The organism is Psychroserpens ponticola, from assembly GCF_023556315.2.
GTDB lineage: Bacteria > Bacteroidota > Bacteroidia > Flavobacteriales > Flavobacteriaceae > Psychroserpens > Psychroserpens ponticola.
In genome coordinates this window covers 2,084,865-2,111,441 of the sequence record NZ_CP116221.1, presented here as the reverse complement: position 1 = coordinate 2,111,441, position 26,577 = coordinate 2,084,865, and the positions used below count along the sequence as shown (strand labels likewise).

At 29.1% G+C, this 26,577-nt stretch carries 28 protein-coding genes; 3 read left to right on the top strand and 25 right to left on the bottom strand.

The features are described from left to right. Nucleotides 1–77: 77 nt before the first annotated feature. The 13 genes from MUN68_RS09575 to MUN68_RS09515 form a co-directional block, all read right to left on the bottom strand. Nucleotides 78–1,574 (bottom strand): pyridoxal phosphate-dependent decarboxylase family protein, encoded by a 1,497-nt coding sequence (locus MUN68_RS09575; RefSeq protein WP_249997082.1) that lies wholly within the window; start codon nt 1,572–1,574, stop codon nt 78–80. A 46-nt stretch (nt 1,575–1,620) separates the two neighbouring features. After that, the gene (locus MUN68_RS09570) at nt 1,621–2,058 is read right to left on the bottom strand and encodes a hypothetical protein (RefSeq protein WP_249997081.1); all 438 of its coding nucleotides are present in this window, start codon (nt 2,056–2,058) and stop codon (nt 1,621–1,623) included. Nucleotides 2,059–2,154: 96 nt separating this feature from the next. Further along, nucleotides 2,155–2,922, bottom strand: coding sequence for an SDR family NAD(P)-dependent oxidoreductase (locus MUN68_RS09565; protein ID WP_249997079.1), 768 nt, complete (start codon nt 2,920–2,922; stop codon nt 2,155–2,157). Nucleotides 2,923–3,078: 156 nt separating this feature from the next. Further along, a complete protein-coding gene (locus MUN68_RS09560) occupies nt 3,079–4,617 on the bottom strand; it encodes a hypothetical protein (protein ID WP_249997078.1) in 1,539 nt (512 codons plus the stop codon). Between the two features lie 85 nt (nt 4,618–4,702). Next, on the bottom strand, nt 4,703–5,224 hold the full coding sequence (locus MUN68_RS09555) for a hypothetical protein (protein ID WP_249997077.1): 522 nt from the start codon (nt 5,222–5,224) through the stop codon (nt 4,703–4,705). A 116-nt stretch (nt 5,225–5,340) separates the two neighbouring features. Next, nucleotides 5,341–5,709 carry a bleomycin resistance protein gene (locus tag MUN68_RS09550; RefSeq protein ID WP_249997076.1) on the bottom strand — a complete coding sequence of 123 codons (369 nt, stop codon included), beginning with the start codon at nt 5,707–5,709 and terminating at the stop codon, nt 5,341–5,343. A gap of 56 nt (nt 5,710–5,765) precedes the next feature. Then, complete coding sequence (locus MUN68_RS09545) at nt 5,766–6,461, bottom strand: DUF4253 domain-containing protein (protein WP_249997075.1); 696 nt, start codon at nt 6,459–6,461, stop codon at nt 5,766–5,768. Between the two features lie 152 nt (nt 6,462–6,613). After that, nucleotides 6,614–6,877 (bottom strand): hypothetical protein, encoded by a 264-nt coding sequence (locus tag MUN68_RS09540; RefSeq protein WP_249997073.1) that lies wholly within the window; start codon nt 6,875–6,877, stop codon nt 6,614–6,616. Between the two features lie 169 nt (nt 6,878–7,046). After that, nucleotides 7,047–7,601, bottom strand: coding sequence for a toxin-antitoxin system YwqK family antitoxin (locus tag MUN68_RS09535; RefSeq protein WP_249997072.1), 555 nt, complete (start codon nt 7,599–7,601; stop codon nt 7,047–7,049). 109 nt (nt 7,602–7,710) lie between these two features. Beyond that, complete coding sequence (gene bla, locus MUN68_RS09530) at nt 7,711–8,439, bottom strand: subclass B1 metallo-beta-lactamase (protein ID WP_249997071.1); 729 nt, start codon at nt 8,437–8,439, stop codon at nt 7,711–7,713. Between the two features lie 390 nt (nt 8,440–8,829). Then, nucleotides 8,830–9,852, bottom strand: coding sequence for a serine hydrolase domain-containing protein (locus tag MUN68_RS09525; protein WP_249997070.1), 1,023 nt, complete (start codon nt 9,850–9,852; stop codon nt 8,830–8,832). 186 nt (nt 9,853–10,038) lie between these two features. Continuing rightward, nucleotides 10,039–10,716, bottom strand: coding sequence for a DUF4386 domain-containing protein (locus MUN68_RS09520; RefSeq protein ID WP_249997069.1), 678 nt, complete (start codon nt 10,714–10,716; stop codon nt 10,039–10,041). 236 nt (nt 10,717–10,952) lie between these two features. Then, nucleotides 10,953–12,053: a serine hydrolase domain-containing protein gene (locus MUN68_RS09515; protein WP_249997068.1), complete on the bottom strand. Its 1,101-nt coding sequence runs from the start codon at nt 12,051–12,053 to the stop codon at nt 10,953–10,955. Nucleotides 12,054–12,308: 255 nt separating this feature from the next. Between MUN68_RS09515 and MUN68_RS09510 the strand changes: the two genes are divergently transcribed. From MUN68_RS09510 to MUN68_RS09500, 3 genes are all read left to right on the top strand, one after another. Then, the gene (locus MUN68_RS09510; protein WP_249997066.1) at nt 12,309–13,370 is read left to right on the top strand and encodes a sensor histidine kinase; all 1,062 of its coding nucleotides are present in this window, start codon (nt 12,309–12,311) and stop codon (nt 13,368–13,370) included. Continuing rightward, complete coding sequence (locus MUN68_RS09505; protein WP_249997065.1) at nt 13,357–14,055, top strand: LytR/AlgR family response regulator transcription factor; 699 nt, start codon at nt 13,357–13,359, stop codon at nt 14,053–14,055. The genes MUN68_RS09510 and MUN68_RS09505 overlap by 14 nt, the downstream gene beginning before the upstream one ends. Before the next feature lie 325 nt (nt 14,056–14,380). Next, nucleotides 14,381–15,694, top strand: a complete 1,314-nt coding sequence (locus MUN68_RS09500; RefSeq protein ID WP_249997064.1) for a TolB family protein — start codon at nt 14,381–14,383, stop codon at nt 15,692–15,694. Between the two features lie 215 nt (nt 15,695–15,909). Here MUN68_RS09500 and MUN68_RS09495 read toward each other — a convergent pair whose 3' ends face one another. From MUN68_RS09495 to MUN68_RS09440, 12 genes are all read right to left on the bottom strand, one after another. Beyond that, nucleotides 15,910–16,626 (bottom strand): DNA alkylation repair protein, encoded by a 717-nt coding sequence (locus MUN68_RS09495; protein WP_249997063.1) that lies wholly within the window; start codon nt 16,624–16,626, stop codon nt 15,910–15,912. After that, the gene (locus MUN68_RS09490) at nt 16,627–16,950 is read right to left on the bottom strand and encodes a DUF1801 domain-containing protein (RefSeq protein WP_249997062.1); all 324 of its coding nucleotides are present in this window, start codon (nt 16,948–16,950) and stop codon (nt 16,627–16,629) included. It lies immediately after the preceding gene. Continuing rightward, on the bottom strand, nt 16,950–17,417 hold the full coding sequence (locus MUN68_RS09485; RefSeq protein WP_249997061.1) for an AraC family transcriptional regulator: 468 nt from the start codon (nt 17,415–17,417) through the stop codon (nt 16,950–16,952). Before MUN68_RS09485 ends, MUN68_RS09490 begins: the two co-directional genes overlap by 1 nt. Before the next feature lie 147 nt (nt 17,418–17,564). Continuing rightward, entirely contained in the window at nt 17,565–18,110 is a 546-nt protein-coding gene (locus tag MUN68_RS09480) for an HNH endonuclease (RefSeq protein WP_249997153.1), read from the bottom strand. A gap of 695 nt (nt 18,111–18,805) precedes the next feature. Further along, entirely contained in the window at nt 18,806–19,570 is a 765-nt protein-coding gene (locus MUN68_RS09475; protein WP_249997059.1) for a DUF6090 family protein, read from the bottom strand. A gap of 59 nt (nt 19,571–19,629) precedes the next feature. Further along, on the bottom strand, nt 19,630–19,839 hold the full coding sequence (locus tag MUN68_RS09470; protein WP_249997058.1) for an integrase core domain-containing protein: 210 nt from the start codon (nt 19,837–19,839) through the stop codon (nt 19,630–19,632). Nucleotides 19,840–20,064: 225 nt separating this feature from the next. Next, complete coding sequence (locus MUN68_RS09465; protein ID WP_249997057.1) at nt 20,065–20,298, bottom strand: hypothetical protein; 234 nt, start codon at nt 20,296–20,298, stop codon at nt 20,065–20,067. 243 nt (nt 20,299–20,541) lie between these two features. Further along, nucleotides 20,542–21,495: an MBL fold metallo-hydrolase gene (locus MUN68_RS09460; protein WP_249997056.1), complete on the bottom strand. Its 954-nt coding sequence runs from the start codon at nt 21,493–21,495 to the stop codon at nt 20,542–20,544. Between the two features lie 158 nt (nt 21,496–21,653). Continuing rightward, the gene (locus tag MUN68_RS09455; protein WP_249997055.1) at nt 21,654–23,318 is read right to left on the bottom strand and encodes a serine hydrolase domain-containing protein; all 1,665 of its coding nucleotides are present in this window, start codon (nt 23,316–23,318) and stop codon (nt 21,654–21,656) included. Nucleotides 23,319–23,519: 201 nt separating this feature from the next. Further along, nucleotides 23,520–24,266 carry a hypothetical protein gene (locus MUN68_RS09450; protein WP_249997054.1) on the bottom strand — a complete coding sequence of 249 codons (747 nt, stop codon included), beginning with the start codon at nt 24,264–24,266 and terminating at the stop codon, nt 23,520–23,522. Nucleotides 24,267–24,553: 287 nt separating this feature from the next. Beyond that, a complete protein-coding gene (locus MUN68_RS09445) occupies nt 24,554–25,507 on the bottom strand; it encodes a Fic family protein (RefSeq protein WP_249997052.1) in 954 nt (317 codons plus the stop codon). 221 nt (nt 25,508–25,728) lie between these two features. Beyond that, nucleotides 25,729–26,571: a tetratricopeptide repeat protein gene (locus MUN68_RS09440; RefSeq protein WP_249997051.1), complete on the bottom strand. Its 843-nt coding sequence runs from the start codon at nt 26,569–26,571 to the stop codon at nt 25,729–25,731. Between the last annotated feature and the right edge of the window lie 6 nt (nt 26,572–26,577).

The window sequence follows — 26,577 nt, the reverse complement described above, 5'->3', positions numbered from 1 at the left end:
TAATTTTTTGAGATAGAGAGGTCTTAATACTTTAATAATCTTGTGCTCTCTAAAAGTTTATTTGTAACTGTCTTTCATTAGTTATTTTGATTGGATAATTTAATATGCATCTTTTGACCTTCTCTTATAACGATGTCTACAATTTCTTTTATGTCTTTTTTTGAAGTTCTGAAATTCACAACACAAGCTCTTAAACAGTATTTTTGATTTACGATTGCATTTGAAAGAAATACTTCGCCACCAGTTTGTAATTCATTTAATAGTTTTTCATTCAAGGTATTTAGATAAGTGTTTTTATCATCTAAACTCATTTTAACGTGTTTTGGAATATACCTAAATGTCGTAATGCTTAAATTTTGAGTAACAGGCTCTAGCTCATCATGTTTTTCAGCTAAATGAAAAAGTAATTTGGATAATTCAATGTCTTCACCAATCAATTTTTCATAGCCACTTCGACCAAGGTGTTGTAAAGTGAGCCACACTTTTAATGCTCTAAATCCTCTAGAATTTTGAAGTCCGAATTCATAGTAATTTTGAGCAATTTCGCCTTCTGAACTCGTAAAATTGTAATATTCAGGATGAGAACTAAATGTGTCTATTAAATGCTGTGGATTTTTCACAAGAGTACATCCAGCTTCCAACGGACTATAGAGCCATTTATGAGGATCTAGAGCAATAGAATCTGCTTCAGTAACACCTTCAAATATATCTTTTAAGGAAGGGATAATTGCAGCAGGAATACCATAAGCTCCATCAATATGAAACCATAAATTATAGGTTTTACTAATCGTTGAAAGGTTCTTTAAATTATCAACTGTACCAGTACTGACATCTCCAGCTGTACCAATTATCATGATCGGTTTATAGCCGTTTTTTAGGTCTTCAGTAATTGTTTTTTCTAAAACATCTTCGTCTATTTTATTTGAGGAAGTTGTTGGTATCCATCGAATAGATTTTGTTCCTAGTCCAAATAGAATAGCCGCTTTTTCAATCCAAGTGTGTGTTGTTTTTGAGCAGTAAATCGTCAGTTTTTCTGTTGAATTTGAAATCCCATTTTCACTGATTGATTTTGGTGCTTTTGCAGTCCTTGCTGCTAAAAATGCTGTGAAATTCGCCATATTGCCACCACTTACTAATAGACCTCCATAACTTGGTGATACACCAATAAATTCAGCTAACCACTTTACGGTTTGCTTTTCGATTTCAGTTGCAATTGGACTTAACATATGAGCACCAACATTTGGATTAACTGAAGCTGCTAATAAATCGGCTAATGCTCCTAAAGGTGCAGCAGAAGATGTTATATATCCTAAAAATTTTGGATGACCATTAAACAAAGAATTGTTGAATAGTAAATGGGTTGTCTTTATTAGTAATTCATCTGGAGCGGTTCCTTTTTCAGGTAAAGACTGATGTCCTAATATGTTTTGGAGTTCACTTGGCGTTTTAGTTGTTGTTACAGGTTTCTTATCAATGTTATCAATTAAATCTGCAATCCTATCAATTAATTGATAGCCCAGTTTTTGGAACTCATTTTTATTAATGTCTATTTGATTTTCTCTATTTTCAGTCATAGTATTAAGTTTCCTAAATGTGAGAAGTTTTACGGTTTATAGTTCTTTAATTCGAAATTTTTGTGTCGATGAATTCATAATTTTCATTTACTATATCAAAAGACATTTTTTTAGTTATAAATTTAATTTGATCTTTATTTAAGACTTCGTATTTATAAATATCAACTTTGCCTGAAACATCATGGTATTCATGGAAGCATCCATTTTCAATCCACCAAGTTCCAATTTCAGTTTCTTCAATGAATTCACCATTTAAATTGGCTTTCACTTCAAGACTGAAAGTACCATCTAAATTTCTGATCATTTTCCATTCTGAAGACATGCCTGGAAAGATTTTACCAGATTCAGATCCTTTCCAAAGTCCAACTAACCTTGTATCAATTGTTTTTCCATTTTTGCCTACAATTAAATGTTTTTTTTCATTACAAGAAGTACATATGAAAAGCGAAATGCTTAATGCGCTAATAATTAATTTTGTTTTCATAGATGTCTAGTATTGAAAAGTCTCTATCTTATTAATGTCTCCATTAAAAGACCGTTTTCAAGAATTTCAGATTCCCATTTCATATTAAAAGTTGAATTACATATTGTATACTCCACCATTAATGTCCAAGGTAGCACCAGTTATAAAGCCATCATATTCGGACGCTAAATATAAAACTGCTCGTGCGACATCATCTGCATTACCTGCTCTTTGAATAGGAATACCAGCAGTTGTTGCTGCTGCTGATTCTTTTGTTGTATGCGTATTGTGAAAAGAAGTACCAAGTATAAGACCAGGAGCAACAGCGTTGACTCTTGTGCCATTTGGGCCTAATTCAGAAGCGAGTGCGCGAGTAAATGTTAATATAGCTCCTTTGCTAGTAGAATAAGCTAACGAACCAGGATGGCCACCTTTACGTCCTGCTAATGATGCTAAATTAACAATACTACTATTATTGTTTTTTTTCAGAAATGGTGCTGCTGCTCTCGTAACAAACAGCATTGATGTAAGGTTAATGTCCATTACCTTATTCCAGAATTCAGTTTCCATTTCGCTCAACATTTTGCGTGCAACAAGTGAACCTGCATTATTGATGAGTATGTCTAGACTACCAAATGCTTCTACTGTTTTCTGGACTAATACATTCGCATCAACTTCTTTAGTTAAGTCACCACTAATTGCAATTGCCTTTTGTTCTTTACTAGCTGCATATTCTGTTAATTTATTAGCAGTATCAGCACTAGAGAAATAGTGGATTGCTACATTGGCACCACAATCAATAAAGTGTTTAGTGATTGATTCGCCAATTCCTTGTGCTCCAGCAGTGATAAGAACGTTTTTTCCAGTTAATTTATTTTTATTCATAGTATTTGTGTCTTTTCGTTTTTGATTTTTATGTCATCAATTTTAGTGGTGATTTTTCAATTTGAATTAGAGGAATAAAGTTATGCTTTAAAATTAAAGTAGGAGTGAAGTGATTTTATTGTTCTTTCATAATTAATTATTGGTTGTTTTTGAGGTTTAGAATTCATCTTTCGACCAATTTGCCCTCTTTTTTAATTCATTGTGATCTGGTACATACGTGAGTCCTTTTTTATAAATTTTGTATGATCTTTTATATTGATTTTTATAGTAATAATAATTACCAGCTTTAATATAAAGATCGCTTAATAAACCATTACTCACTTCGTCTAGTATGTCATTATTATCTAAAATGAATTCTAATTTTTGTAGATATTCATTTGCTTCAGATATGTTTTTGCTTTTAAATTTCTTAAATGAAATACGAGCATATAAGTAAGCTAAACTTATATTATATCTATTATTCTCTTTTAAAAATTCATATTTTTCACAGATGCTTTCAAATGCTGTAAGCGCCTCCATATTGTAACTTGAAAGCTTTACTTTTTTAAACGCAACATAAGAGACAACACTCTTGATTCTTTTGTTTTTAGGATTGATGAGTAAGATGTCATCACAATAATTTATGGCTTCATCTAATTCTTCATTTCTTGCCGCATTTTCTGCTAAATACTCTAATAAAAATTCAATGGCTTCATTTTTAATATTTGGATCAGTTATATTTTTGAATTTTTCAATTGTGTATTCAATGAATGCATTGTCATTATCATCATGATCGATTATTTTGAATAAACTTGATTTTAAGTTGCTTATAGAATAATCTTCAGGGAATTTAGAAATGGATAATAATTCAATTAAATAATCGACATCCTTTTTTGTGTTAAATTCCAATTCATTTACATTAATAAACATAATGTTTTTAATAATTGGATCAATGAGAGGTGAAGAATAGAAAATCTTTGTTTTTTTAAAGTTGTTTAGAGCTTCATCATTTGCTTCATTTTCAAAATCTATCAAACCTTTGTTATAGTATTGCATTCCTATTAAAGCTCTTTTATCTATATATTCTTTTCCATAAAAGTAATCTTCATAAAATTTTAAATAGCCTTTTTTTGAAACTTCATCAGAAGTGACTAATTTGTATGATATTAATTCATCTACAATCTTTTTAATTTCAGATTCTTTGGGAGTAATAAAGCCATACTGTCCAGGAACTGTAGTTTCTAAATAAATTTTATAAGTGTTAGGATAAACCACTAAAAACACATGTGAAGGTGTTTCTTTGACATGATATGGAATATTTAATTCTTCAAAAACATAGGAATATAATGCAGTAGCTGTAACACAATTATACGTTCCATTTTCGAAAATATCGTTAAAATATGCATTCAGGCGATATTTAATAAAAAATGTATCATGCAAATCATCATATAATTTTTCAATCCTCTTTTTCTCTTTTTTTTCTTTTTTCTCTTTAGGAGGAACAGATTTTATAATTGAATTTACTTCTAATTTATAATCTGAAGCTAATTCTGGAGTCATAGAAGGATCTATGGCTAATAAGCTTTCGAAGAATTTATAATTTATAGAATCCTTTTTTATGTTGTTAAATATATCTTCCTCATAATTAGAAGAATAAGTTTGAGAGTTAACGCTAAGGCAATTGATTATTATAAATAAACAAATGAGTTTTTTCATGAAAAAGATTGGCTTTTGAGAGAAAAAATTAAGTAACATCACCAATATAATAAAAAATCAGATGTTATAGTTCTCTTATAGTCTTTCAATTTTCCGTTTTATATGAGTTTATTTTTTTTTCAAAGATTGTTATTAACGTATTTCCGTCGTTGAAAATAATTCTATCTCCATTAATAATTCCTTTTTTGATAGTTCTTGAATAATAATTTGTCTTTCCGCTTTTTGATGGTAAAAATTGTTCAAGTTCAATGATATCATCTGTAATTCTGTATTTTCCACCATAATAGATAGAATTTTTATTTCTAGACTCATATTTAAAATTATAAATACTAGAAGACTGTTTATAAAATCCGTCATTGTGAAAAACCAAAATATCGGGATTCTGTTTTTCGTTTTCGTTATAATATCTGCCTTCAAATATTTGAATATAATGTGCAGAGGTATCAATTTTGGTTAAATCGGTTTTACTAGGAATTTTTGTGAATTTATAATTCACTTTTTCATTCAAAATAGGTTCTCCATTAGTGTCTTTCAATATCTTGTGATAACCAATACAACCAATAAGAAATATAGATAAGATTGATAATATAAAACATTTTCTCAGCATGTGTGTTTTTGATTTAGAATGTTGTTCATATTAAACACAACGCGATTGTGAATGGTTAGTTGTACGGAATAAAAAAACGTAAGATTTTAGAGAACATACAGACTCGTCATTTTTTATCATTTTTCAACAAAAAGACTTTGTCCGAAAGTCAACAGATTATTGTCTGGATCTAGTATAGAAAATTCCTTTTGTCCCCAAGGTTTTGTTTCTAATGGACCATTTGGGTGAATAGGTGTTTTAGAATCTAATACGGATTGGTAAAAACGGTCAATAGCATCAGTTCTAATATAAACCTGACCATAATTCTCTTTAGGATCGAGTGTTTTAAATTCAAAAAAATGAAGTTGAATTTGATCTTTTTCCATCATCAAATACTCATCATAATCAGTGTTTCCAAAGGTTTTAAATCCTAGTTTATTTATATAAAATTCTTTCGTAATACTTTTGTTACGCATTGGTAATTTCGGATGAATATCAGTTAGCATAATTCTATTATTATAAAGTATTTAATTTTTTATGTTTCTTCCTTAGAGCAATTCAATTAATCCCACCATAACCAGAAGTATTTATTTTCTGTATAGTCAGAAATCATTTCATCCATTGTGCCATAACCTTGGTCAATTACATCTGGGCAAAATTCATAAACTTCATTTGAAAACTTATTAATGTCTCTTGGTAGCTTACCTATATATGCATGAATTCTAGAAACGTCGATAACAACAAATTTGAAGTTGATTTGCGAATCCCATGCTTTTAATTTTTTGATGATATCTGGATTGTAAACATCATAATTTACTCCATTAGTACCAATTAATTCAATGATTTTGAATGGATCAGAACCATCAATAATTACAATATCATAATACGTATTGTAAGATTCGTCAAAATCCATATTTGTAAGAAAGATGTAATTATTGCCTTTAACAACTTGCTCATAATATGCATTAAAAATGGAATGGGCTTTTTGTTCTTCCACAAATTTGAAGACTACACCTTTATTCAAAACGTAATGTTCTTCATTTCCTTCTTTATCGTAATTCCAGACTTCTCGATTTAATTTATTAGGTGTTTTTTTGAGATCATTCTTTATATTAGAAAGAAGTTTTGTATCAATTGTTAATCCATTTTTATCCACATCATTAAACCTAATATGTGTTGCAACATCAAGCTTGCTATCGTTTTTATTCAAACATGAAACTGCTGTAATAAGAATTAGAACGTAAATTATTTTTTTCATAAGTTTGATATATAGCACAAAAGGTATTGGTGTAATTTACTTGGTTAGCAGGAACTAAGTTAGCAATAGAACACAAATTGATTTAAGAATCTGGAATGTTTTACAAGTATAAATGAGCTATACAGTTTATGACAACCGTTAAATAGCTCTTTTTATTTTTTTTCTTTCTTTTTGTATTTGGTGAACGTTATTTTTTTCTTTTCTAGTATTGCATAAAATCTACGAGAAGATATTTTTAAATCTTTAGTTATTTCACTTACTTTTTTCTTTCTTTTTTTATAAAGCTTAAGATTTTCGTTGACTACTTTATTGAAGTAATGTTCTTTCAGTTTATCAACAATTTGTATTTCAGTTAAATTAGAGTCATTTGCGTAGGCTTCTATTTCTGACTTGACTTTAGATAAATTTGTTTTCATAATTCTTATTTATAGGGTTTAGAGTAATGAATGCCAACGGATTCGTATAGGGTTCGTATGTTGGCAGGAACTAAGTTAACAAAAAGAAAATTAACTATTAATGAAATTCGTAGGATTTTTAATAAAAACGTAAACTAGCCTTTGATCATTTCATTTTTTTTGGAAATCATTATTTTATGTATTGTCCATTTTTATAATGCTCAATATTTAGTAAATTTCCGTCAATATCATATATTTTCATTGTACCATTTCCTTCGGTAAATGTTCCTTTGTCTAATTCATTTCCTTTACCATCATAACAGCTAATAATTTCAATGAGCTTTCCGTTATTCCAATTACGTTCAGTTTGAAGTTGGCCATTTTTAAAATACCATTTCCATGTTCCAATTCGTTTGCCATAAGAGAGTGTCCCAATTCCTTGATGATTTCCATTTTGGTGATAGAAATTCCACTCTCCATTTTGTTGGTTATTTAAAAATTGACCTATTTGCCTTAATTCTCCGGTTTCGTGATAGACTTTCCATTCTCCAGTTTTATTTCCATTAGAATAATGTCCTATTTGAAATAGATTGCCATTTTTATGAAAAAGTTTCCATTTCCCATTTTTTAAAGTGTCAGAAATTTTTCCTTTAGCTTTCAGATTTCCACTTTCATAAAATTCCTTATGCAAACTGCAAGTGGTTAAAGAAAAACATGCAATAATTAAAAGTATAATTTTATTCATAAATTTTATTAAAATATGTTTTATAGTTAGAAGTAAACTTGCAATTCTTTACTACTATTATCTATCATTATTGATTTAACTCATTCATTCTATACATTACTGTAAGCGTTTAGTTTTCAGTGAATAGTTCAATAGTATAATCCAAAAGGTTATTATTACCAGTTTTTCCATGTCCAGGAATCACTATTTCTAATTCGGTTAATTCATCTTTTATTTTTGAAACTGTTTTTGGCCATTCCTTAATGTTTGCATCTTCAAGATTTCCTTTTCCAGATCCCATTTCCTTAATCAAACATCCACCAAATATTGCTTTTTCACTTTCTATATATGCGATGATGTTATCTTTCGTGTGTCCTTCTCCAAAATGTTTTGCCAGTACTATTTCATTTCCAACTTTCATTTCAAGTTGTTTTTCAAAACCATTTTGAGGTAACACTTTATTGTTTTCCTTTGCCAGTTTAATTGTTAATTTATGAGCATAAGATTTTATTCCTTTTGAATGAAATTCGTTCAATCCACCTAGACAATCAATATGAAAATGAGTGGCAATAATAGCCTTAATATCTCTTTTTCCAATCCAATTAATTAATTCTGCAGATGCTTTATCATTTGAAGGAGTGTCAAAAATCACAGCCTCATTATTATTAAAATATATAATTCCATTACAAGGAACTTTTCCATAATCTTGAGTATTTAAAAACGAAATGTGTTTGTAAAGGTTTTTGGTAATCTTTTCAATCTTTAAATGTTCTGAATGATATATATCAGACGGAGTATTATTAGAATTACAACTAATGAAGATAGTTATGATTCCTAGTATGAATATTTTATTTTTCATAATTACTTATGGATTTGTCTATGATTTATACGACTTAGAATCTTCAGAATCTTTAATTGCAGATAAAGTTATAAATTAAAATTGAAGTAGGAGGTTAGCATTAAATACATACATTGTTATAAACTATTTTTATTCACATAATAGGTTATAATCTTCAACCAATTCTATCAAATTATCAAAATTATATAATTGATTTTCCAGATAGTATACTATTTTTTCACAATCAGAGAAATAACTTTTTGTTTTAGCAATAAAGCCTATTAGGCTATTTGAACCTGTTATCAATTTTGCTTTTTGTTCGTTATTTCTTATAAGATAGAATTGAGAATTTTCGTAGTAAATTGTTGTAGAGGGTATGTTTGGGTTTCCAATTATTTATACTAGTTGTAGTTAGTTTTTATTTTTAATAATTTTTGCAATTCTATTATTTATGATTTCTGACAAGTTCCAATTGTATAATTTTGGGTCAGTTGTACTATAGAACGCAATAACAACCGCATCAATGTCTTTGTAATATTTTGCAAAACTTTGGTATCCAGGAACCCATCCTGAATGTTCATACTCATAAATGGAAGCATATATTTCCTGTTCATTTGGTTTAAACAATGATCCATCATTCAATGCTCTTATAAAAACACCTACGTCTTCTGCAGTGGCTAACATACCATGTTCGTCTGCCTTTAAATCAAAAGGATGTCCTACATGATAACCACTCATTACATCCTCTATATTGACTTCGCTTAGCGAACCAAAGGTGTTTTTAAGATTTAGAGGAATTAGGATTTCTTCTTGAATGTATTTAAAGTTAGGATAACCTAATGCGTCATCCATTATCTTATTGATTAAAAGATAATTTGTATTACAATATTCATAGTCTTCACCTGGTTTAAAATTTGCTGACTTATCGAGTATCAATGCAAGACTTTCTTCATAGGTTTCAGTAGGTGTTGCCCAAAAATTAGGAGTGTCAGTGAAATTTGGAATGCCACTTCTATGCTGTATCATTAATCTTAAAGTGATTTTGTCTGAGTTTTCTATTCTTCCTACAAGTTCTGGTAAATACTCAGCGATTGTTTTATCTAGTGAAAGCCTTCCATCATTTACTAATTTGGTAACAGCAACGGCATCATATAACTTACTAATGCTTGCAATCTTAAATAGTGCGTTAGGTTTGGCAGGAATCTTAGATTCTCGATTATGCCAACCAGAAACAAAATACTGTGGAGGTTGTTCAGCTTTGTCTACATAAACAATCATTCCGTCAAATCCATAATTAATTGATTTAGTTACTTGTTCTTTAACTGTATTTGGTAGAGGAAATATCCACGCTCTGACCAACAACCATGGTACGAAAAACATTGATACAACCGTTCCAACTAACAATATTATTCTAATTATGTTTTTCTTTTTCATATTACTTAAGAACCACATTTTTTTAATTAGCGTATTTGTGTACGAGGGAGTTACGTTGACGAGAACTAAGTTCGTAAAAAAGAATCAAACCACTATGAAAATCTGTTAGGATTTTCATAGCATATATAGATTAAACGATTGATTATACACGCTGTATAGTGTTGTTTTCTTCATTAAATATCACTATTACATTTCAGTTTCTAAAATGTGTGACTTCAATCCTTTAAAAATTAACCAAAATGGAAGTATTAGTTGAATTAATCCTATGGGAAGAAGCATATTCATACTTATACTTTGTCCAAAAAGCGAAAATAACATTTCAATAAACATAAGAATTATAGCTATTATTCCAACAATTGAAATGATTTTTGGAATTAACTTAGTGACGAATAATGTATAGTATAATATAAACACTGGGACACAAGAAATTAGTAGACTTAAGTAATGTGACCACCAATGTTTTTTGTAAAACACACTTCCTAATGTGTTTAGAATATTAGAATTTTCAATTCCGCTTTTTGAATATTCTAGACTTAATTCCAACATAGATAGAACACTAATATTATCAATAGATATAGCTATAAAGTGTAGTATACAGAAAGCTAAATATAAAAAGGCCAAGATGATACTATGTTTTTTAAATATTGGCAATAAAATTGTAGCGATAACTACAGACGTTATACCACTTAAAAATAAAAGTAAAGTTGAGATAATGATTTTAGTTGAATTTGTAGATGTGGTAGTTAGAAAGTCATCTGAAAATAGGACAGGACCTTGTAAAAATTGATAAACTATAATACCATTTGCAAAAATGAGTAGAAATAATAGGCCTACAAATCTTCCAGTTGTTTTATTTGATTTCATATTTTGATTGATTAATTGTATGACGTTTTGGGCACAAGAATGTTACAAAAGGAATGTAAATTCGTATTACACACAACGTGTTTGTGTATTGATTTTACTTTGACGAAAACTTAACTTATCAAAAGAAACTGAACCAATAGGAAAACCTATTAGGATTTTTTTGTGCGTACAAGCTGAGTAATTAATTATACACGTTGTTGGCTAAAGTTTCTATTTATTTGGCATAAGTTTTTAAATTATTCTCCCCACATTTTCATTTCAATACTTCTGTATAATTCGTCAAAATCATAAGGATGATTAGCAAATATTATGATAGCTCTTTTTTTAGTTGGCTCAATAATCGAAATTGTTCTAACACCTGTATCTCCTCCTCCATGTTCGAAGTATAAATTATTATTAATTGCTTTTATAAACCAAGTGTAATATCCCAAATGAGGAGTACTAACGGGAGGAATAATTAAGTTTTTTGTTTCATTATTTAAAATAAATTGATTGTTATCCGCATTTATAAAACCTGCTATTAATGTAGAATAATCTTTAATAGAAGTTCTTAATTGCCCACCAGGATAGTCTGGATATCCATTATGACCTTTAAAAACAAATTCTTTTGAATTATTTTTTATATATGTTTTGGCAACTTTACTTGTATCTAAATTTTTTAAAAACCAGCTTGAATTTTTCATGTTCATAGGTTTGAAAATATGTTTTTGACAAAAATTTTCATAGCTCATTCCTGATATTTGTTCTACTATGTAGCCAAGTAGAGCAATTCCTGTATTTGAATATTTAAAAACAGATTTGTGGTTTGGATTGCTATCATAATGACTCATATTATATAGATTACCTCCAGGAACTAAATATTCTTTTAGGAATGCTAAACTCATGGTTGGGTCACCATTTGGATTTCTCCAATGTGGTCCATAGAATTTAATATCATCTTTAATGCCACTTCTGTGTTTTAATAACAGAGAAACGGTTATTTTTTCATTAGGAAAATATGGATTTTTCACTTTAAAAGGTAAATATTCATTAATGTTTGTATTTAAATCGATTTTTCCTAACTCAACTAATTTAAATACAGCCATATTGGTAACTGTTTTAGAGACAGAAGCAATATGAAATGGAGTGTTAATATTGGCTTTTTTATTAAGTTTAACATCACGTAATCCATTTGCGCTAATATGTATAACTCTTCCAGAATCAATTACTGCAACTGCCAAAGCAGGAACTTTGTTTGCTTTAATTTCAGCATCAATTAGTGAATTTATTTTTGGTATTGTTTGTCCAAAACTAACAGTTATGACAAAAAGAAATAGTATTAAAAGTTTTGATTTCATGTGATTTAATTTTTGTTTTTTTAATTGAAATCAAAACTATGTGATTTAAATGCTGTAGAAGTTAAGTGTAGTCATATAGCGAACATCTAAGCTTATAAAGCGATAATTAGCGTATGAATTTTTGAATCCTTTAAAAAGAAGTGTTTATGTCTGTAAAACTCTATTTTATGCGTATTTATTAAGTGTTGGTAAAGTTATCTGTAAAGATTACTAGAATAATTGTAGTTTTAAAAACCTATAGATGTTCAATCAGTTATGATTAAAAAAAGTGCTTATTTACAGATTCTTAATAATACAGTTCTCAGACATATCTTGTTTTGGGGATTAGCTTTTATCTATTATTTAAGTGTTTCTTGGCCTTATAAGACAAATAAAATACTGTTAATTGAGGTTACATTGTTTGAGTTGATCTTACAAATGTTAATAGCTTATTCTGTGATATATTTCTTTATCCCAAAATTATTGAATAGAAATAAGAAGCTAGTGTTTTTTATGTGCATGCTTGTGATATCATATTTAGCCCATCTTTCTTTTTCTACATTTATAAGTTTTCGATGGATAAAAGAAACAGAAGTGCTTTCTAAATCCGATTTTTTCTTCGAAAGAATAACAAGTTTATCTCAATATTTAAGAAGTATTCCAAGTTATGCTTTACCTATGATAATTTTAGTGATTTTTGGTTATTATAAAAAACAGAAAGAAATCGCAAACCTCTTAGAGCAAAAAAGAACCTCCGAACTTAATTTATTGAAACAACAATTAAATCCACATTTTTTATTTAATACATTAAACAATTTATACATTCTAGTATTAGAAAAGTCTGATAAAGCAGCACAGATAGTTGGCAAGTTGTCAGAGATTTTAGATTATATTTTATATCAATGTAAGGACAAATATGTACCTCTTTATAAGGAAGTGAAATTACTAGAGAATTATATTGTTCTAGAAAAAGTAAGGTATGGAAGTCGAGTTGAAGTGTCTTTTGAAAAACAAATTTATAATGATGTGAAAATTGCGCCATTAATTTTGTTAAACTTTGTTGAAAATGCTTTTAAACATGGAGTAAGTCAGGAAGTAGATAAAGCATTTATCTCGTTGTTTATATCATCTTCAGAAAAGGAAATTGTTTTTAAACTAAAAAATACAAAGCCGAAATTTTATGTGGAAAGTTTAAAGAAAGATAAAGGTAACATTGGAATGAACAATACAGAAAAACAGTTAGAATTATTATATCCTAACACTTACAATTTAGATATAATAAATACTGAATTCGAATATGATTTAGAGCTAAAAATTCAACATAATGGAAAAATATAAGTGCTTAATTGTTGATGATGAAGAATTAGCAAGAAGGTTAATAACAAGGCATTTAAATCAATTGCCTGATTTTGAAATAATAGCAAGTTGTGGTTCTGCCATAGAAGCTAATAGTATATTAAAAAAGGAATCTATTGATTTATTATTTTTAGATATTGAAATGCCAATTTTAAAAGGAACAGAATTTTTAAAGACTTTAGTTAATAAACCTAAAGTGATATTCACAACGGCTTATAGAGATTATGCTATTGAAAGTTACGAACTTAATGTAATTGATTATCTGTTAAAACCGATTCTGTTTGTACGATTTTATAAAGCAATTGAGAAATTTTTAGAGACTCAAATTGTTGTAAAAACAAAAGAAGATAGTACTTCCAATCGAATGCATATTTTTGTGCAAAGCAATAAAAAAAATATAAAAATTTTGTTAGATGAAGTATTATATATTGAAAGTATAAAAGGGTATATAAAAATTTATACTACTAATGAAAAACATTTAATAATGCATAGTCTTTCAGCTTTCATAGATAAGCTCGATGATAGGTTTATAAGGGTACACCGATCTTATATTGTAAATTCTAATAGAGTAACAGCCTACACTAAACAAGATGTTGAGATTGGTAGAATAGAAATTCCAATAGGAGATTTCTATAAAAAAAATGCTTTAGAAAAATTGAAACCCTAAAACTAGATCGTTTTATTATTACGCAAAGTAAGTCTTAAGAAAATTGAATAGAACGGTTTTCGTTAAAATTACAGCCAACGTGTTTGTGCTTGACTAGTTTCATTGGTGAAAACTAAGTTAATTAAGAAAATGAACCAGAGGGAATTCTGTAGGAATTTCCAATTAGGCTAGAGCTAAACAATTGGTTATACATGTTGTTGTGTTGTCGTTTTTTTGTTATTCTTTAAGTTTTTAATTCATGAATTTTTTTTTGAGTTTGTGAAATTTTGATGACATTTTATTTTTTTTACGATTCTTAATTGTATAAATCAAATTTTAAGATATTATGAAAAAAGTGAGCACTCCCTTAGCGTTTAAATGGATTTTAATCATTGTTGTTACATGTTTTGCATTGGGTTGTGAATCTAAAGATGGGGATACTATGAGTAATGATGGAGTTTTACTATCATCATCTAATTTATCAATAGATAATACCATGGCATTAAATTCTACTGCAAATTTCAATGCGATTATTGACGGTATAGATGAAAGTCAAAATTTGGCATATTTATGGTATTTGGAAACTTTTAGAGGCGCACTTTTAATAAATGGTCAAATTGTTGAAAATGCGATTCAAACATTAGATAATTCTATTCAAGTTCGTGGAGACAATCCAGGATCTGAAACCATAAAAGTTGAAGTCATCAATACCGATTCAGGGGAAGTACTTGCAGATGACACCTTAACATTCGAAATTGTTGAGCCAACTAATGTTGCAAGATGTTTTAATGAGCCTGTGTTATTTTTAAGAGATGGAAATTGGACTAGAGTTTTTGTGTTTGGTATAGAATCAGGTGAAACTAGCGTAATAAACTCAACAACTGTAAGTGCTTTTACAGATATGTCGCCTAACGGATCTTTTTATTTAAGACAAAACTTAGATGACTTTACCAATATTGAAATTTATTTAGAATCTTGTGATCCAACAGTTGGAAGTACTTTACTTGTTGATGGAGGGAAAACTGAATTGCCAACATTTGGTCCAGATGGAGCATTTGTGTATTACAGTAAAATGATTGATAATCCTGAACAAGTAGAAGATCCACGTGCTCAAGAGATCGTTAGATATGATTTACAAACTGGACAAGAAGTTTTTATTACTGATACACGTGTGTTTTCTGGAGCGCCAAAAGTGTCTCCAGATGGTTATTGGATTGCTTTTGAACAAGCTGTGCCACAATTTAATAATGGCACTTTTATTGGCTCAACAACACATTTGGCAATTATGCCTAGTGAAGGAGGTCCAGCACAGTTATTGTTCGAAATTGATTGGGATAATTTTCGATTAGGAGGATTTGATTGGTCACCAGATTCTGATAATATTGTTTTTTATATAGACGCATACACTAATAATAATAGTTCATTTACTGAAGGTATATATAGAGTACAACGAGCAGGAGGGAGCCCTTTTTTAATATTTACTGATGGTGCAGACACAAGTAGTTCTGCACACAATTTAGGTTATTATGATAATGGAAATCGAATAGCTATTGAAAGAGGTGGCGATATTTGGAGTATTGATGCTAATGGTGGTGATTTGCAATTACTTTTTGATGAAGGATTTGTAAATCTCGATTTTACATGGGAACCAAGCAATTAATATGAATTAGTTTTAAAAATAAATAATAGAAAAGAAAAATTGTATTTCATAGGTTTGTTTTTATACATGATTTTTGTTTAATGTGTGGTAACACGACTCGTAAGTGAAAATTTGAATGGTTGGTAAACACTTAATTTTTCTGTTGTCTAAAATTAAAATATGGTGACCTTGAAGACACGACTATGCCTTTGTTTACGTAACTTTTGATCTATTTTTTATACATTTTTAGACAAAGGACTTCTGTACTCAACTCGAGGATAGTCCGACATTCGCATATTTCCTTTTTGTAATTCGGTCAAAGCATTTTTTCCAATCCATTTCGCAGAATTACTCTCAAATTTCAATATTTCATAAGCAACTTCTATTGCTTTTCTATTGAGGTCAATGTTCCGTTTTCCAATATTTCGCAATGCCCAGTTTACTGCTTTTTTGACATACAGTCTTTCGTCATTTGCCTCACGTTTTATTATTGGAAAAAACTGTTCAAAAAGTTCGTTCTCTGATATTTTATCTGCCATACAATAGGAAGCCATAATGGCAAATCCAGCTCTTTTTTCAAATTCGGATTTTCTTTCAGTCCATTCCAAAATTTTGGCAAGTGCAAATTTGCTTTTTGAAAAAAGGCCCATACTAAAACTGTCGCAAATTTCCCAATTCTCAAACGACTTAACCCATTTTTCCATTAACGGTTCAGTAACATCTTTGGGTTTAAACATTTTGCTACACAAAAGTCGTCCTTCATAAATTCCGCTATCAAAGAGTTGTATAGCGAGCTCATTATTTTGTCCAATCTCTTTGGCTATCATTTTCAATTCTTTGTGGTAAATCCCTAAAGAATTGTTTGCTATTATTCCAAATTTTTTCTCTTTGAAAATAACCTTTTCGGCATCTTTCAAGTCATAAAGACATTCTATAGTTTCATTGTAGGTCACTTATTTTTTTGAGTTTATTTCTATTGCTTGTTTTATGTAATATTCAACCGCTTTTTTGTTCAATTCCTTTTGTGGTAGAACTCTTATTGCCTTTCCTTTGCCTGTTAAAAGCCCTAAGTTGTCTTCCATTTTAGCACCTTTTAAAAATCCAAAATCTATTCCATTAGGCATTGTTCGCATATGACAAATTCCGCCTTTTTCATTTGAATAGGTTGTAATTCTTTTCTTTTTGGTTTCAATTATGCCCTCAAAAGATAATATAAATTCTCTAGCTTGTAAGAATAGGTTTTTGTGTTCAGATTCTAAATCTTTGTTGTATTGCATTACTTTATTGGGATAAAAATTTCTGTTAGTAAATCTTCTGTTGGTGTAATTTCTTTGTTATTGATGTATTGCTCAAAAATGGGTTCATCTCTTAATTCATAGTCCATTTTTATAATCCAACCTCTAAATATATGATTGTAAACTAAACCTAAATTTTGATAGTTACCTTTGTATAAAAAGCATAAGTATTTGCCACCAAAAATGGTTTTGGTAGAAAACTCTGTTTTGATTTCTGTATTATTTTGAATTGAGATACAGGCATCATATCTAATTTTTCCCTTTTGTGTAATTTCTGGGTCATCCCAATTGATGCCATAAAATTTTGATTTAGGGTTTAGAACTTGAAGCCTTTGTACATTTGCAAACAAATTTTCCCAATTCGTTTTTGTTGTTTTGTCACCGAATGTGCCTTTTGATTGGAAAAGAAAGTCAGTCGAAATTGATTCGTTTGTTTTTTTGAATATCATAATTTTGCTTTTTTCTACAAAGCTATGAGTTGAATCTTTCAATTAATGCTCCAATCTTGCTGTTTTTTCCGTTTTGTGACTAAGGAGTTGGCAGCATGCTTGAGTAACTAATTTTGTAATTAAAGATACATGTAGTGTCCAATGCTTTTATTCCGTCACAGAACTCCAATTTTCTCCTGTTTTTATCCTATGAATTTGCATGTCAGATACTCCGAAACGCTTTGCAATCATTTTAATTCTAGTTCTATTATTTTTTAATTGGCGTTTAATAATTTTTACTTTCACTTCGTTTAATTTACCAATATTTTTACTTCTTTTTTTTACGATTTCTTCCCAATTTGGGTTGTTAAATTGATGAAGTTCTTTTTCTCTTTTGCTAGCCCATTTTAGATTTTCAATGCGATTATCGGTTTTATCATAGTTTAAATGAATAACACAGATTCCATTGTTTTTTTCTAGAAAATGTTCCGCAACAAGTTTGTGAACGTATCTACTTGTTTGTTTTCCGTTCTTTTTTTGTTTGAGAGGTAAATTCTGATATCCGTTTATAAAGTACTTTTTAACTAGAAATTTCTCGTCTGTTTTGCAGTTTATAATTCTTCCGTAATTTGAGATTTTAAATTTCTCTTTTTCTGAAATATTTTGATCAAATTCTATCTCTTTCCATTCTTCATTCCAATAATTTCTTGTAATCATTTTTTTTCCAATCTTGACTAATATCAAATTTTGTTGTTGATATTCGGTTAATTTTATTTTTACAAATCTAATGATTCTCATTCGTTAACTCGAAGAGTTAATCAGATTCTGATTTGGCTAATGTCTTGTCTTAAAATATGGCAACAGGTAAAAATTGATTTCACGTTGATAACTAAAATACCATATTGAGTGTTTTATAATATAAAGATAAGTGTAATCTTATTTCATTGTGTAGATTAATTGCATTTTTTGCAGGCCTTATAGCGTGAGTCACGTTAGCAAAGGTTTTGTCGAGATAAAATTTATCTTTTGATATTCCATTTAATCGTTCAGCCATTGCATTTTAGTAAGAATGATTATTTTCGATCATAACTAAGATCTCTCTCTTTTCTATATGGCTTTGATTAAGGTTTTGCGATTGTACTTTTTAATCCAAACATTGACCGTTGTAGGTGCAATAGAATGGAGTTTACATGTGCGTTTTCGGTTGTGAGTTCGGCTAATATTTTTAATTTGAAAGGGTCGCTGTAACGTCTAATTACGTTGTTGTTTTTATACATAATGTTAATATTATGTAGCCTTTATTCAGAACGAATCAAGCTTGTGCACAACGTGTTTGTGTATGGCTAGTAGTGTTGGCGAGAACCAAGTTAACAAAATAAGCAATTGGTCATGCACCTTGTTGCCATTCGTTATTTTTTTATTTCTGAATCAAGGTCTACTAAAATTTGTTCTATTTGCTCTTTTATTCCACCAAAAAACCTTTGTCCATTTGTTGCATTAATAGTTAAATAGAAATCCAAAAGAGTATTTTCAAATTTAATTAAACTAAAAACTTTTTTATTACTCGCAGTATCGGAAATCGATTGATGTTCAAAATTAAAGCCTATATTAATCAATACTTTTCGGACACTTCCATTTTTATTTAATTGTTTTTGCAGTTCTTTCTGCATTTCGAGAGTAGAAACTTCTTGTATTTTTAAAAAATCTAAAGTACTCTCAAAAGATGCAATTTTTTGTCTTAGTTTTTCATTTTGAATTAAATTTAGGTTGCCAGAGCTAATAATATCAGTTAATACTCCTTTTGAAGGGATATAAGTCGTGACTCCTTTAAAAACTGAATGTATAATATTTGATGTTTCTTTTTCACTTATAGTGTCACGAACATTATCATCAAATAAAGTAAGCATATTCTCAACTGCTTTCACTTGATTATGATTTTCGATAAGACAATTGTTTATTTTTTCTAAGTTTATTTTAAATTCAGATTGAAGAGACAACAAATAGGCCTGTTCAATTTTCCTTTGTTGTCTATTGTTATTATGATTATTGATTGAAAGTGCAATCAAAATACCAATAACGACAAGAATTATTTCTCCGATAGCGTAAGTCAGATATTTTCCGAACTTATTTTCAGTCAGCGTTTTTTGTCTAATTTTTCTAAAGAATTTTATCATTGGTTAGCGGTTAGTTTTAATGTCTCGTCCTGAAATATGGTTACAGTTTAAAATTGATTTTACGCTGATAATTTATATACCATATTCGGTGTTTTATAACCTAAAGGTAAGTGTAATCTTATTTCATTGTATAGATTAATTGCATTTTTTGCAGCTCTTTTGGCGTGAGTTACGTTATCAAAGGTTTGGTCGAGATAAAATTCATCTTTTAATATTCCATTTACTCTTTCAGCCATTGCATTTTCGTAAGAATGATTATTTTCGATCATAACTAAGATCACTCTCTCTTCTATATGGCTTTGTTTAATAAATTGCAAATAGTGTCCCGATGATAAAACTAATAATAGCTTCTTTTATTGATAATTTTTTAGAGCTAAAAGTGTCAGTATATGCAATATATATTGCAGTTAATCCAAATATTATAAATATTATCGTTAGATATAAATCAAATTGACTATCTGATATTCCTAACCAATTGAAAAGGATCTCCTCAACTACAGAATGACCAATAAAGCTAATGCTAGATTTGCTTTTGCAGGATTAACAAAGAGTCGAATACCAGCAATTAAAAGAATTATAGAAATAACCACAGGAGAGAAACTCATTAAATATTCAAAATCAAAATAACTTTCAAGATTGTAAGTCAGCTTTGAGTTGACAATAAAATTAGTCGAATATACTATCGAAAATATTGAAAATATTACTCCTATAATTTTGTTATATTTCATAGAATAGAGCGTTTCGTTTCACAGCTTGTTGCCAACGGTTTTGTGTATGGCTGGTTGCGTTGACAAAGACTAAGTTAGCAAAATAAACCGAACCATTAGGGAAATCCGATAGGATTTTCCGAGTACACACAAACCAAGCAATTGTTTATACCTGTTGTTACCCAACGTATATTTGTTTTTCATATTTCATTTAGGGTAAATGAAGAAACTCATTTTGAAACCAAGAAATCTTTGAAAAATGGACTAATGTTGTAATTCATACATAAGATTAACATATCGTTCAATTTCTAATTCAAAATCTTTATATAAGGTTTTGTATTTAGGATTCAATTTTGTTCTAATATCTTTAAGAGTCTCATTCGATTTTCCACCTTTTTCATAATCTGATTTTACCTTTTTCCAGATACTTGATAATAAACCAGCATCTCGTGTTACAGATTCTACATTAGTTGCTTTACCATGTCCTGTTAAGACAATAGTTGGGTTTAATTTTGCTACGGTGTTAAGTGTTTTAATTAAATTTGGAATATTACCATGTCCAGTAATCATTGGCATCCAATCAGAACTTAATACATCTCCACCTATTATGATTTTTTGTTTTGGTAACCAAATCAATATATCTCCAGGAGAATGTCCATCATTAGAAAGAATAATTTCTACGTCTATTCCTCCAAAATTTCGCTTTATTCCTTGCATTAGTATTACTGTAGGGTAAACAAGCTGTGTAGAACCAATTGTTCCTTTAGTCACTTTAAAATAAAAGTCCAAAGATGGTTGTCCATGCTCTTTCATTGTTGCTAATGCTTTACTACTTGTAATAATTTCAAACGCAGTATTTGTAAATGCTGCATTACCCAACCAATGGTCTGCATGACTATGCGAATTAATTATCCACCGAACAGGTTGGTCAGTAATCGACTTAATAGCTTTTTTTATTTTGAGACCAATAGATTCGGAAGATCCTGTATCAAAAAGTAAGACTCCTTTTTTCGTAACTACAAAATGGATATTAGAATTCCAACCTTTATTTTTAGGAGTAGGTAATCCTTTTGAAGGAGAAACAATGCTATATACATTTTGGGTAATGGTAGTTACCACAAAATCAGAATTATCAGTTGAAGCGAAAGAACTGTGAACTATTAGAAAAATTAAACTGAAAATTAGATTGATAATTTTGATTGTGTTTTTTTTACTCATTAATTTCAATTTTTTCATAATGTCTTGTCCTGAAATATGACTAGTTGCGAGTTTAAGCAACTAATTTAGCAAATAAAACACAGATAGAATATTTCGCAGAAATATTCGTAAGTAGGCTAGGACTAGCAATTAATTATATACGGTGTTAGCCATAGTAATTATTTTATTTTTTTGAACAATAACCCCATAATTTTAATTCCTTTAATTGTTTCATTATCATAACGTACAAGTTCAATCGGGTAGTTTTGAATCTCCAGTATGTCTTTCGCTACTGATTCTATTTCAGTTTTCCAAGCTCCATTTCTATGGTAAAAATATAAGATGTTGTTTTCCAACTTTATTTTTTTCCCTATTTGAAAATTAGCATTAAAATATTGACCTTCAAATTCTTTTAACTCACTTTGTGTATGGTTATATGGTTTATATTCTTTGAACACCCAAGGAGCTTCAATATCAGAGGGATAATGAGAAAATTTGTATTCTTTTATTTTTTCATTAATAGTAAACTCAATGACTTTATCGCTAAAAAATATAAATTTCTGATTACCAATAGGTTTTAATTCAGAAATCTCTTCTCCATCGGAATCAAAGGCAATTAACTTTTTACGGATTAATTTTATTGTATTTATTTTTATGGATTCTTCCTCGTTTCCAAGAAAGATATAAGTTCCTTCGTATTTTTTGAGTTCAGTTTTTGGCAGCTTTATTTCTTTATAATCAACTGACTGAAATTCGCTATTTATTGACTCCTTTTTAGGAATATACAAATCGACTAGTTGGAAGAAACGCTCTCTAAAGTCCCAATCAAATATATTTTGAGTAGTGAAAAAAGCGATATCTAATTCAGGAAAGTATAAGTATTTTGAAACAAAACCACCTTGTATCATTCCATCAAACCCCATTGCTTTATATCCCTTATGTGTTTCAAATTCTACACCTAACCCGTAACTTATTTCTTCTCCATTGTTTAATTTGCCTTTGGTATGCATTTTTTTCCATAATTCGGATGTTCCAATAGTTGCGTTTTTAATATTTTGATGCCACTTGAACATATCTCTAGGAGATGTTAAAACTTGACCATCTCCGTTGTAGATTGTTGATTTGAAATCTGTTTTATAAAATATTCCGCTATCTTCAATGTAACCAACTGCTCTGTTTTTTATGGTAGAATAACTGCTGTTTTTCTTAGTAGTGCTTTTCATCCCTAAGGGTAAGAAGATGTGTTTTTCCAAATAATCTGGAAACGATTTTTCTGAAGTTTTTTCTATTATGTTAGCAAGTAATATATAGTTTGCATTGGTGTATTGAAAGTACTCACCTGGACTAAAGTTGAGTTCTTTTTGTTTTGTGATTATGTTTATCATTTGTGATTGGGTCAACAAGTCATACCAATTTAAGTCAAGTAAGAATAAATATGGGTCAACTTCTTGTATTCCACTAGTTTGATTTAATAACTGTTCTATGGTTGGGTCGCCTTTTTTGTATCTAGTTAGGTTGTCAATATACTTATATGCAGGCTCTTTGATTGAAAGTTTTCCTTCTTTTTCTAACAATAATATTGCAGCAGCAGTAAATTGTTTAGCAATAGAACCAATATCAAAAACCGTTTCGTTTGTTATTGGAATATTGTAATCAAGATTGGAATTACCGTATTGTTTTTCAAGAATGATTTCATTTCCTTTAAATATGGCAATTGAAAATCCGGGTTCACTTTCATTTACTTGATAGAGGCTATCTACTTTAGATTCTATGTTTTGTGAAGTTCCAAATTTTGGAAATAGAAATACCAACATTATTAGTATTCCGAACTGTTTTTTATGCATAAGTTTTATTTCTCTAAAGACTTAATTAGATTCTCTTTGTTACAGTTGAGTGAGTTTTTATTATGGCTAACGTGTTTGTATGGTTAGTTGCGTGTTTAAGGAACTAATTTAGCAAATAAAACACAGATAGAATATTCCGCAGAAATATTCGTAAGCAGGCTATAACCAACAATTAAATATACACGTTGTTGTGAAACGTTTTTAGTTTCTCTCTATTTTAGCATCAAACCAAAAATCGATATGAATCTGTTCAGTATCTAGGTTTTGCTTTTCTCCTCTATTTCCTCCATTTTTTTGACCATTACCACGTCCCATTCTACCTCCACGACGGTTTCCATTTCCTGTTCTTATTCCTTGACCTTGTGCTTGCTTATTTTCCATTTCAAAACTTCTCTTGTGTTTATTTGTTAGCACACCAATAGATAATTTTGTAAAATCAATTTTATTTTCATTGCTTATCCTGCTTTTAGGTATTTTTAATGAAAAAACCAATGATTCTCTAGTAGTTATATAGCTTAAAGATATATCTTGTATGTTAAGATCTTTATGAAATGTTTGTTTTTCATCATAGTATGTATACTCAGCTTCTTTGGGAAGGTTTTTTATAATTGAATTTAAATCTATTGCACTAAATTCTTGGTTTCTTTTCGCCTCTTGAGAGTTTTGCTTTAAATGTCTAGGTTTTATGTTATATGGATATTTTATGTAAACATCTTTTTTCTTTTTTCCTTTGATGTCAAAGTATATAGTAAGTCCATTTCTAATTATGGACATTGATGTGTTTTTGTCAGTAGTGCTGATATTCAAATAAATATAATTGTTATCACTAAAAACTTTATAAAGCACATTATTTTCTACAACATTAGTAGTGTCTGTTACTATTAATTTCGTTTTTGCATTAGCAGAAATAGTAGTTATTATTAAGAATAAAATTATTAGGTGTTTCATCGTGTTTTTCTAAAGTTTTTAATGAGACTACCCAATTTTGGATTGGTTTAATATATTATGATTTTTTTAACTTAGTTAGTTATGTATTATACTGAAATAGGTTGACTCTTTTTTGGTTATTATTTAGACGTTCAAACTATTTTTTTCAGCCGTTTAGAAGGCAAAAAAATAGTTTGAACTAGGTTTGTTTTTAAATCGTCAGTTCAGGTAAATTTACATTATTTTTCGATAGGATTTTCTGAGCACACACAAACCAAGCAATTGGATATACACGTTGTTGTGCCCTGTTATTTTAAGCGATAAATTGTTTTATTTTTTTCTCCTATTTTCTCAAATAGATTTAATTCCACACCTTTCTTTAAATCTCTACTTGCTGTTGCTGAAGAAATATCTTTAAAAACATCCATATAATTTTTTCTTGTAAACTCAGCTTTATTCAAAGAAACAAAATAATCTAATCTATCTTTTTCATTTAATGTTCGATTATTGAAATCCAATAACTTACTTATTGAAATATCAATTACACTTAACATATATTCAATAAATTTTGTTGATTTTCCAGATTTGTCACTTTCAGCCAAAGCTTTGTAATATTTTTCTTGGTCGTTACTAATTATAGTTTCAAAAGGCAAAAACTCAAAGACTGGATATTTTTTCATTAAAATTAAAGTTTGCCACAATCTTCCCATTCTGCCATTTCCATCCAAAAAAGGATGTATAAATTCCATTTCGTAATGGAAAACACAACTTTTAATTAATTCAATTTCGTCTGACTTTTGCAAATATTCAAAAAGGTCTTTCATTAAATATGAAACATTTTCAAAAGGAGTTGCTAAATGTTCTACTTTTGAACCTTTAACAATTCCGACACTTTGGTTTCTATATTTTCCAGCATCTTCAATCAGGCTTTCCATTAAGTTTTGATGAGCTTTTAAAAAAGACTTTTCTTGAGAAGGGTTGTATAACTCAAGATTTTCATAGATTTTAATTGCATTAAAAACTTCAACAACATCTTTTTTTGGACCGATGACTCTTTTGTTTTCCAGAAGAGCAGTTATTTGTTCTTCAGTAAGTGTGTTTCCCTCTATTTTTAAAGAAGAATGAATAGTTTTAATTCTATTCTGTTTTCTTAATTTGGTTGAAGGCTTGTTTAATAAACTTGCATTTACTTCTCCTATTTTTTCTGAAATAGAAGTTATTAATTTTAAAATCGAAGATGTTATTTCGTAAGGTGGTTTCATTTATGATACTATCATTTGATACTATCAAAGATAGAATCATTTAGTTCTAATTATGAAATGAAACGAAATTTTTTAATTGGGCGCAACGTGTTTGTGTATGGCTTGTTGCGTTGGCGAGAACTAAGTTAACAAAAGAAACCAAACCAGTAGGAAATTCCGACAGGAATTTCCGAGTAAGCTATAACCAAGCAATTGGTTATACACGTTGTTGGCACCAGTTTTTATTCGCAAAGTTTTTTCAATTGTTCATATTCTTCATCAACTTCAAAATGTTCGTTTTTTTCAAGATTCAGTTTAATGGCTTTTTTAAAGTCCTTACAAGCTTTTTTCTGATCATTAAGTTTTAAGTAAATTCCAGCTCGATTGAAATGTCCTATATCATAGTTCTTTTTTAATTTTAAAGCTAGATTAATTTTTACTAATGCTTCTTCTGGTTTCTTAATTTCTTTATAAAGACTTGCCCAATTATTGTAAAGAATGTGTAGATTCGGTTGATTCGGAAATTCAGAAACTATTTTTTCATAATCCGCTAATGCTTCTTCGAACAATTTTAATTCTTTTTTGATATTTATTAAATTAGTTAATGACTTGAAATCTTTTGACGATATTTTCAATTGAGATTCTAAGTCAATTTTCGCTTCTTCGTATTTTTCTAATCTTATTTTCGCATATGCTCTTTGAAAATAAATGTCCGAAAACGATGGTTTTATATCGATTATTTCGGAGTAATCTGAAATAGCCATTTCGAAGTTACCTGCATCTAAATAAGTATTAGCTTTTGCATAAAGTACGTTCAAATTTTCAGGATCTAATTTTAATGATTTTGTATAATCTTTTATGGCAAGTTCATATTCTTTACGCATTCTATAAACATTACCTCTATTAGTATATGGTCCAGGTGAATCAGGATAAAGTTTAATTGCCTTTTCAAATATTGAGAAAGCTTTGTCTATTTTCCCTTTTTTAGCAAGTTCAATTCCTTTAGTGTTTAATTCCTTAGCTGTTTGAGAAATTAAATTTTGAGTTGTTATTAATAGAATTGCTATTGCTAAAATTTTCTTCATATCGTT

What these genes read in the sequence shown, in the direction of transcription:
- MUN68_RS09485 (WP_249997061.1), bottom strand. Translation starts at nt 17,417, where the DNA reads ATGATATTCAAAAAAACAAACGAATCAATTTCGACTGACTTTCTTTTC.
- MUN68_RS09535 (WP_249997072.1), bottom strand. Translation starts at nt 7,601, where the DNA reads ATGAATAAAATTATACTTTTAATTATTGCATGTTTTTCTTTAACCACT.
- MUN68_RS09500 (WP_249997064.1), top strand. Translation starts at nt 14,381, where the DNA reads ATGAAAAAAGTGAGCACTCCCTTAGCGTTTAAATGGATTTTAATCATT.
- MUN68_RS09440 (WP_249997051.1), bottom strand. Translation starts at nt 26,571, where the DNA reads ATGAAGAAAATTTTAGCAATAGCAATTCTATTAATAACAACTCAAAAT.
- MUN68_RS09545 (WP_249997075.1), bottom strand. Translation starts at nt 6,461, where the DNA reads ATGAAAAAAATAATTTACGTTCTAATTCTTATTACAGCAGTTTCATGT.
- MUN68_RS09525 (WP_249997070.1), bottom strand. Translation starts at nt 9,852, where the DNA reads ATGAAAAAGAAAAACATAATTAGAATAATATTGTTAGTTGGAACGGTT.
- MUN68_RS09515 (WP_249997068.1), bottom strand. Translation starts at nt 12,053, where the DNA reads ATGAAATCAAAACTTTTAATACTATTTCTTTTTGTCATAACTGTTAGT.
- MUN68_RS09505 (WP_249997065.1), top strand. Translation starts at nt 13,357, where the DNA reads ATGGAAAAATATAAGTGCTTAATTGTTGATGATGAAGAATTAGCAAGA.
- MUN68_RS09445 (WP_249997052.1), bottom strand. Translation starts at nt 25,507, where the DNA reads ATGAAACCACCTTACGAAATAACATCTTCGATTTTAAAATTAATAACT.
- MUN68_RS09520 (WP_249997069.1), bottom strand. Translation starts at nt 10,716, where the DNA reads ATGAAATCAAATAAAACAACTGGAAGATTTGTAGGCCTATTATTTCTA.
- MUN68_RS09560 (WP_249997078.1), bottom strand. Translation starts at nt 4,617, where the DNA reads ATGAAAAAACTCATTTGTTTATTTATAATAATCAATTGCCTTAGCGTT.
- MUN68_RS09550 (WP_249997076.1), bottom strand. Translation starts at nt 5,709, where the DNA reads ATGCTAACTGATATTCATCCGAAATTACCAATGCGTAACAAAAGTATT.
- MUN68_RS09575 (WP_249997082.1), bottom strand. Translation starts at nt 1,574, where the DNA reads ATGACTGAAAATAGAGAAAATCAAATAGACATTAATAAAAATGAGTTC.
- MUN68_RS09465 (WP_249997057.1), bottom strand. Translation starts at nt 20,298, where the DNA reads ATGAAATATAACAAAATTATAGGAGTAATATTTTCAATATTTTCGATA.
- MUN68_RS09540 (WP_249997073.1), bottom strand. Translation starts at nt 6,877, where the DNA reads ATGAAAACAAATTTATCTAAAGTCAAGTCAGAAATAGAAGCCTACGCA.
- MUN68_RS09570 (WP_249997081.1), bottom strand. Translation starts at nt 2,058, where the DNA reads ATGAAAACAAAATTAATTATTAGCGCATTAAGCATTTCGCTTTTCATA.
- MUN68_RS09450 (WP_249997054.1), bottom strand. Translation starts at nt 24,266, where the DNA reads ATGAAACACCTAATAATTTTATTCTTAATAATAACTACTATTTCTGCT.
- bla (WP_249997071.1), bottom strand. Translation starts at nt 8,439, where the DNA reads ATGAAAAATAAAATATTCATACTAGGAATCATAACTATCTTCATTAGT.
- MUN68_RS09470 (WP_249997058.1), bottom strand. Translation starts at nt 19,839, where the DNA reads ATGATCGAAAATAATCATTCTTACGAAAATGCAATGGCTGAAAGAGTA.
- MUN68_RS09460 (WP_249997056.1), bottom strand. Translation starts at nt 21,495, where the DNA reads ATGAGTAAAAAAAACACAATCAAAATTATCAATCTAATTTTCAGTTTA.
- MUN68_RS09490 (WP_249997062.1), bottom strand. Translation starts at nt 16,950, where the DNA reads ATGCAATACAACAAAGATTTAGAATCTGAACACAAAAACCTATTCTTA.
- MUN68_RS09565 (WP_249997079.1), bottom strand. Translation starts at nt 2,922, where the DNA reads ATGAATAAAAATAAATTAACTGGAAAAAACGTTCTTATCACTGCTGGA.
- MUN68_RS09475 (WP_249997059.1), bottom strand. Translation starts at nt 19,570, where the DNA reads ATGATAAAATTCTTTAGAAAAATTAGACAAAAAACGCTGACTGAAAAT.
- MUN68_RS09555 (WP_249997077.1), bottom strand. Translation starts at nt 5,224, where the DNA reads ATGCTGAGAAAATGTTTTATATTATCAATCTTATCTATATTTCTTATT.
- MUN68_RS09455 (WP_249997055.1), bottom strand. Translation starts at nt 23,318, where the DNA reads ATGCATAAAAAACAGTTCGGAATACTAATAATGTTGGTATTTCTATTT.
- MUN68_RS09510 (WP_249997066.1), top strand. Translation starts at nt 12,309, where the DNA reads ATGATTAAAAAAAGTGCTTATTTACAGATTCTTAATAATACAGTTCTC.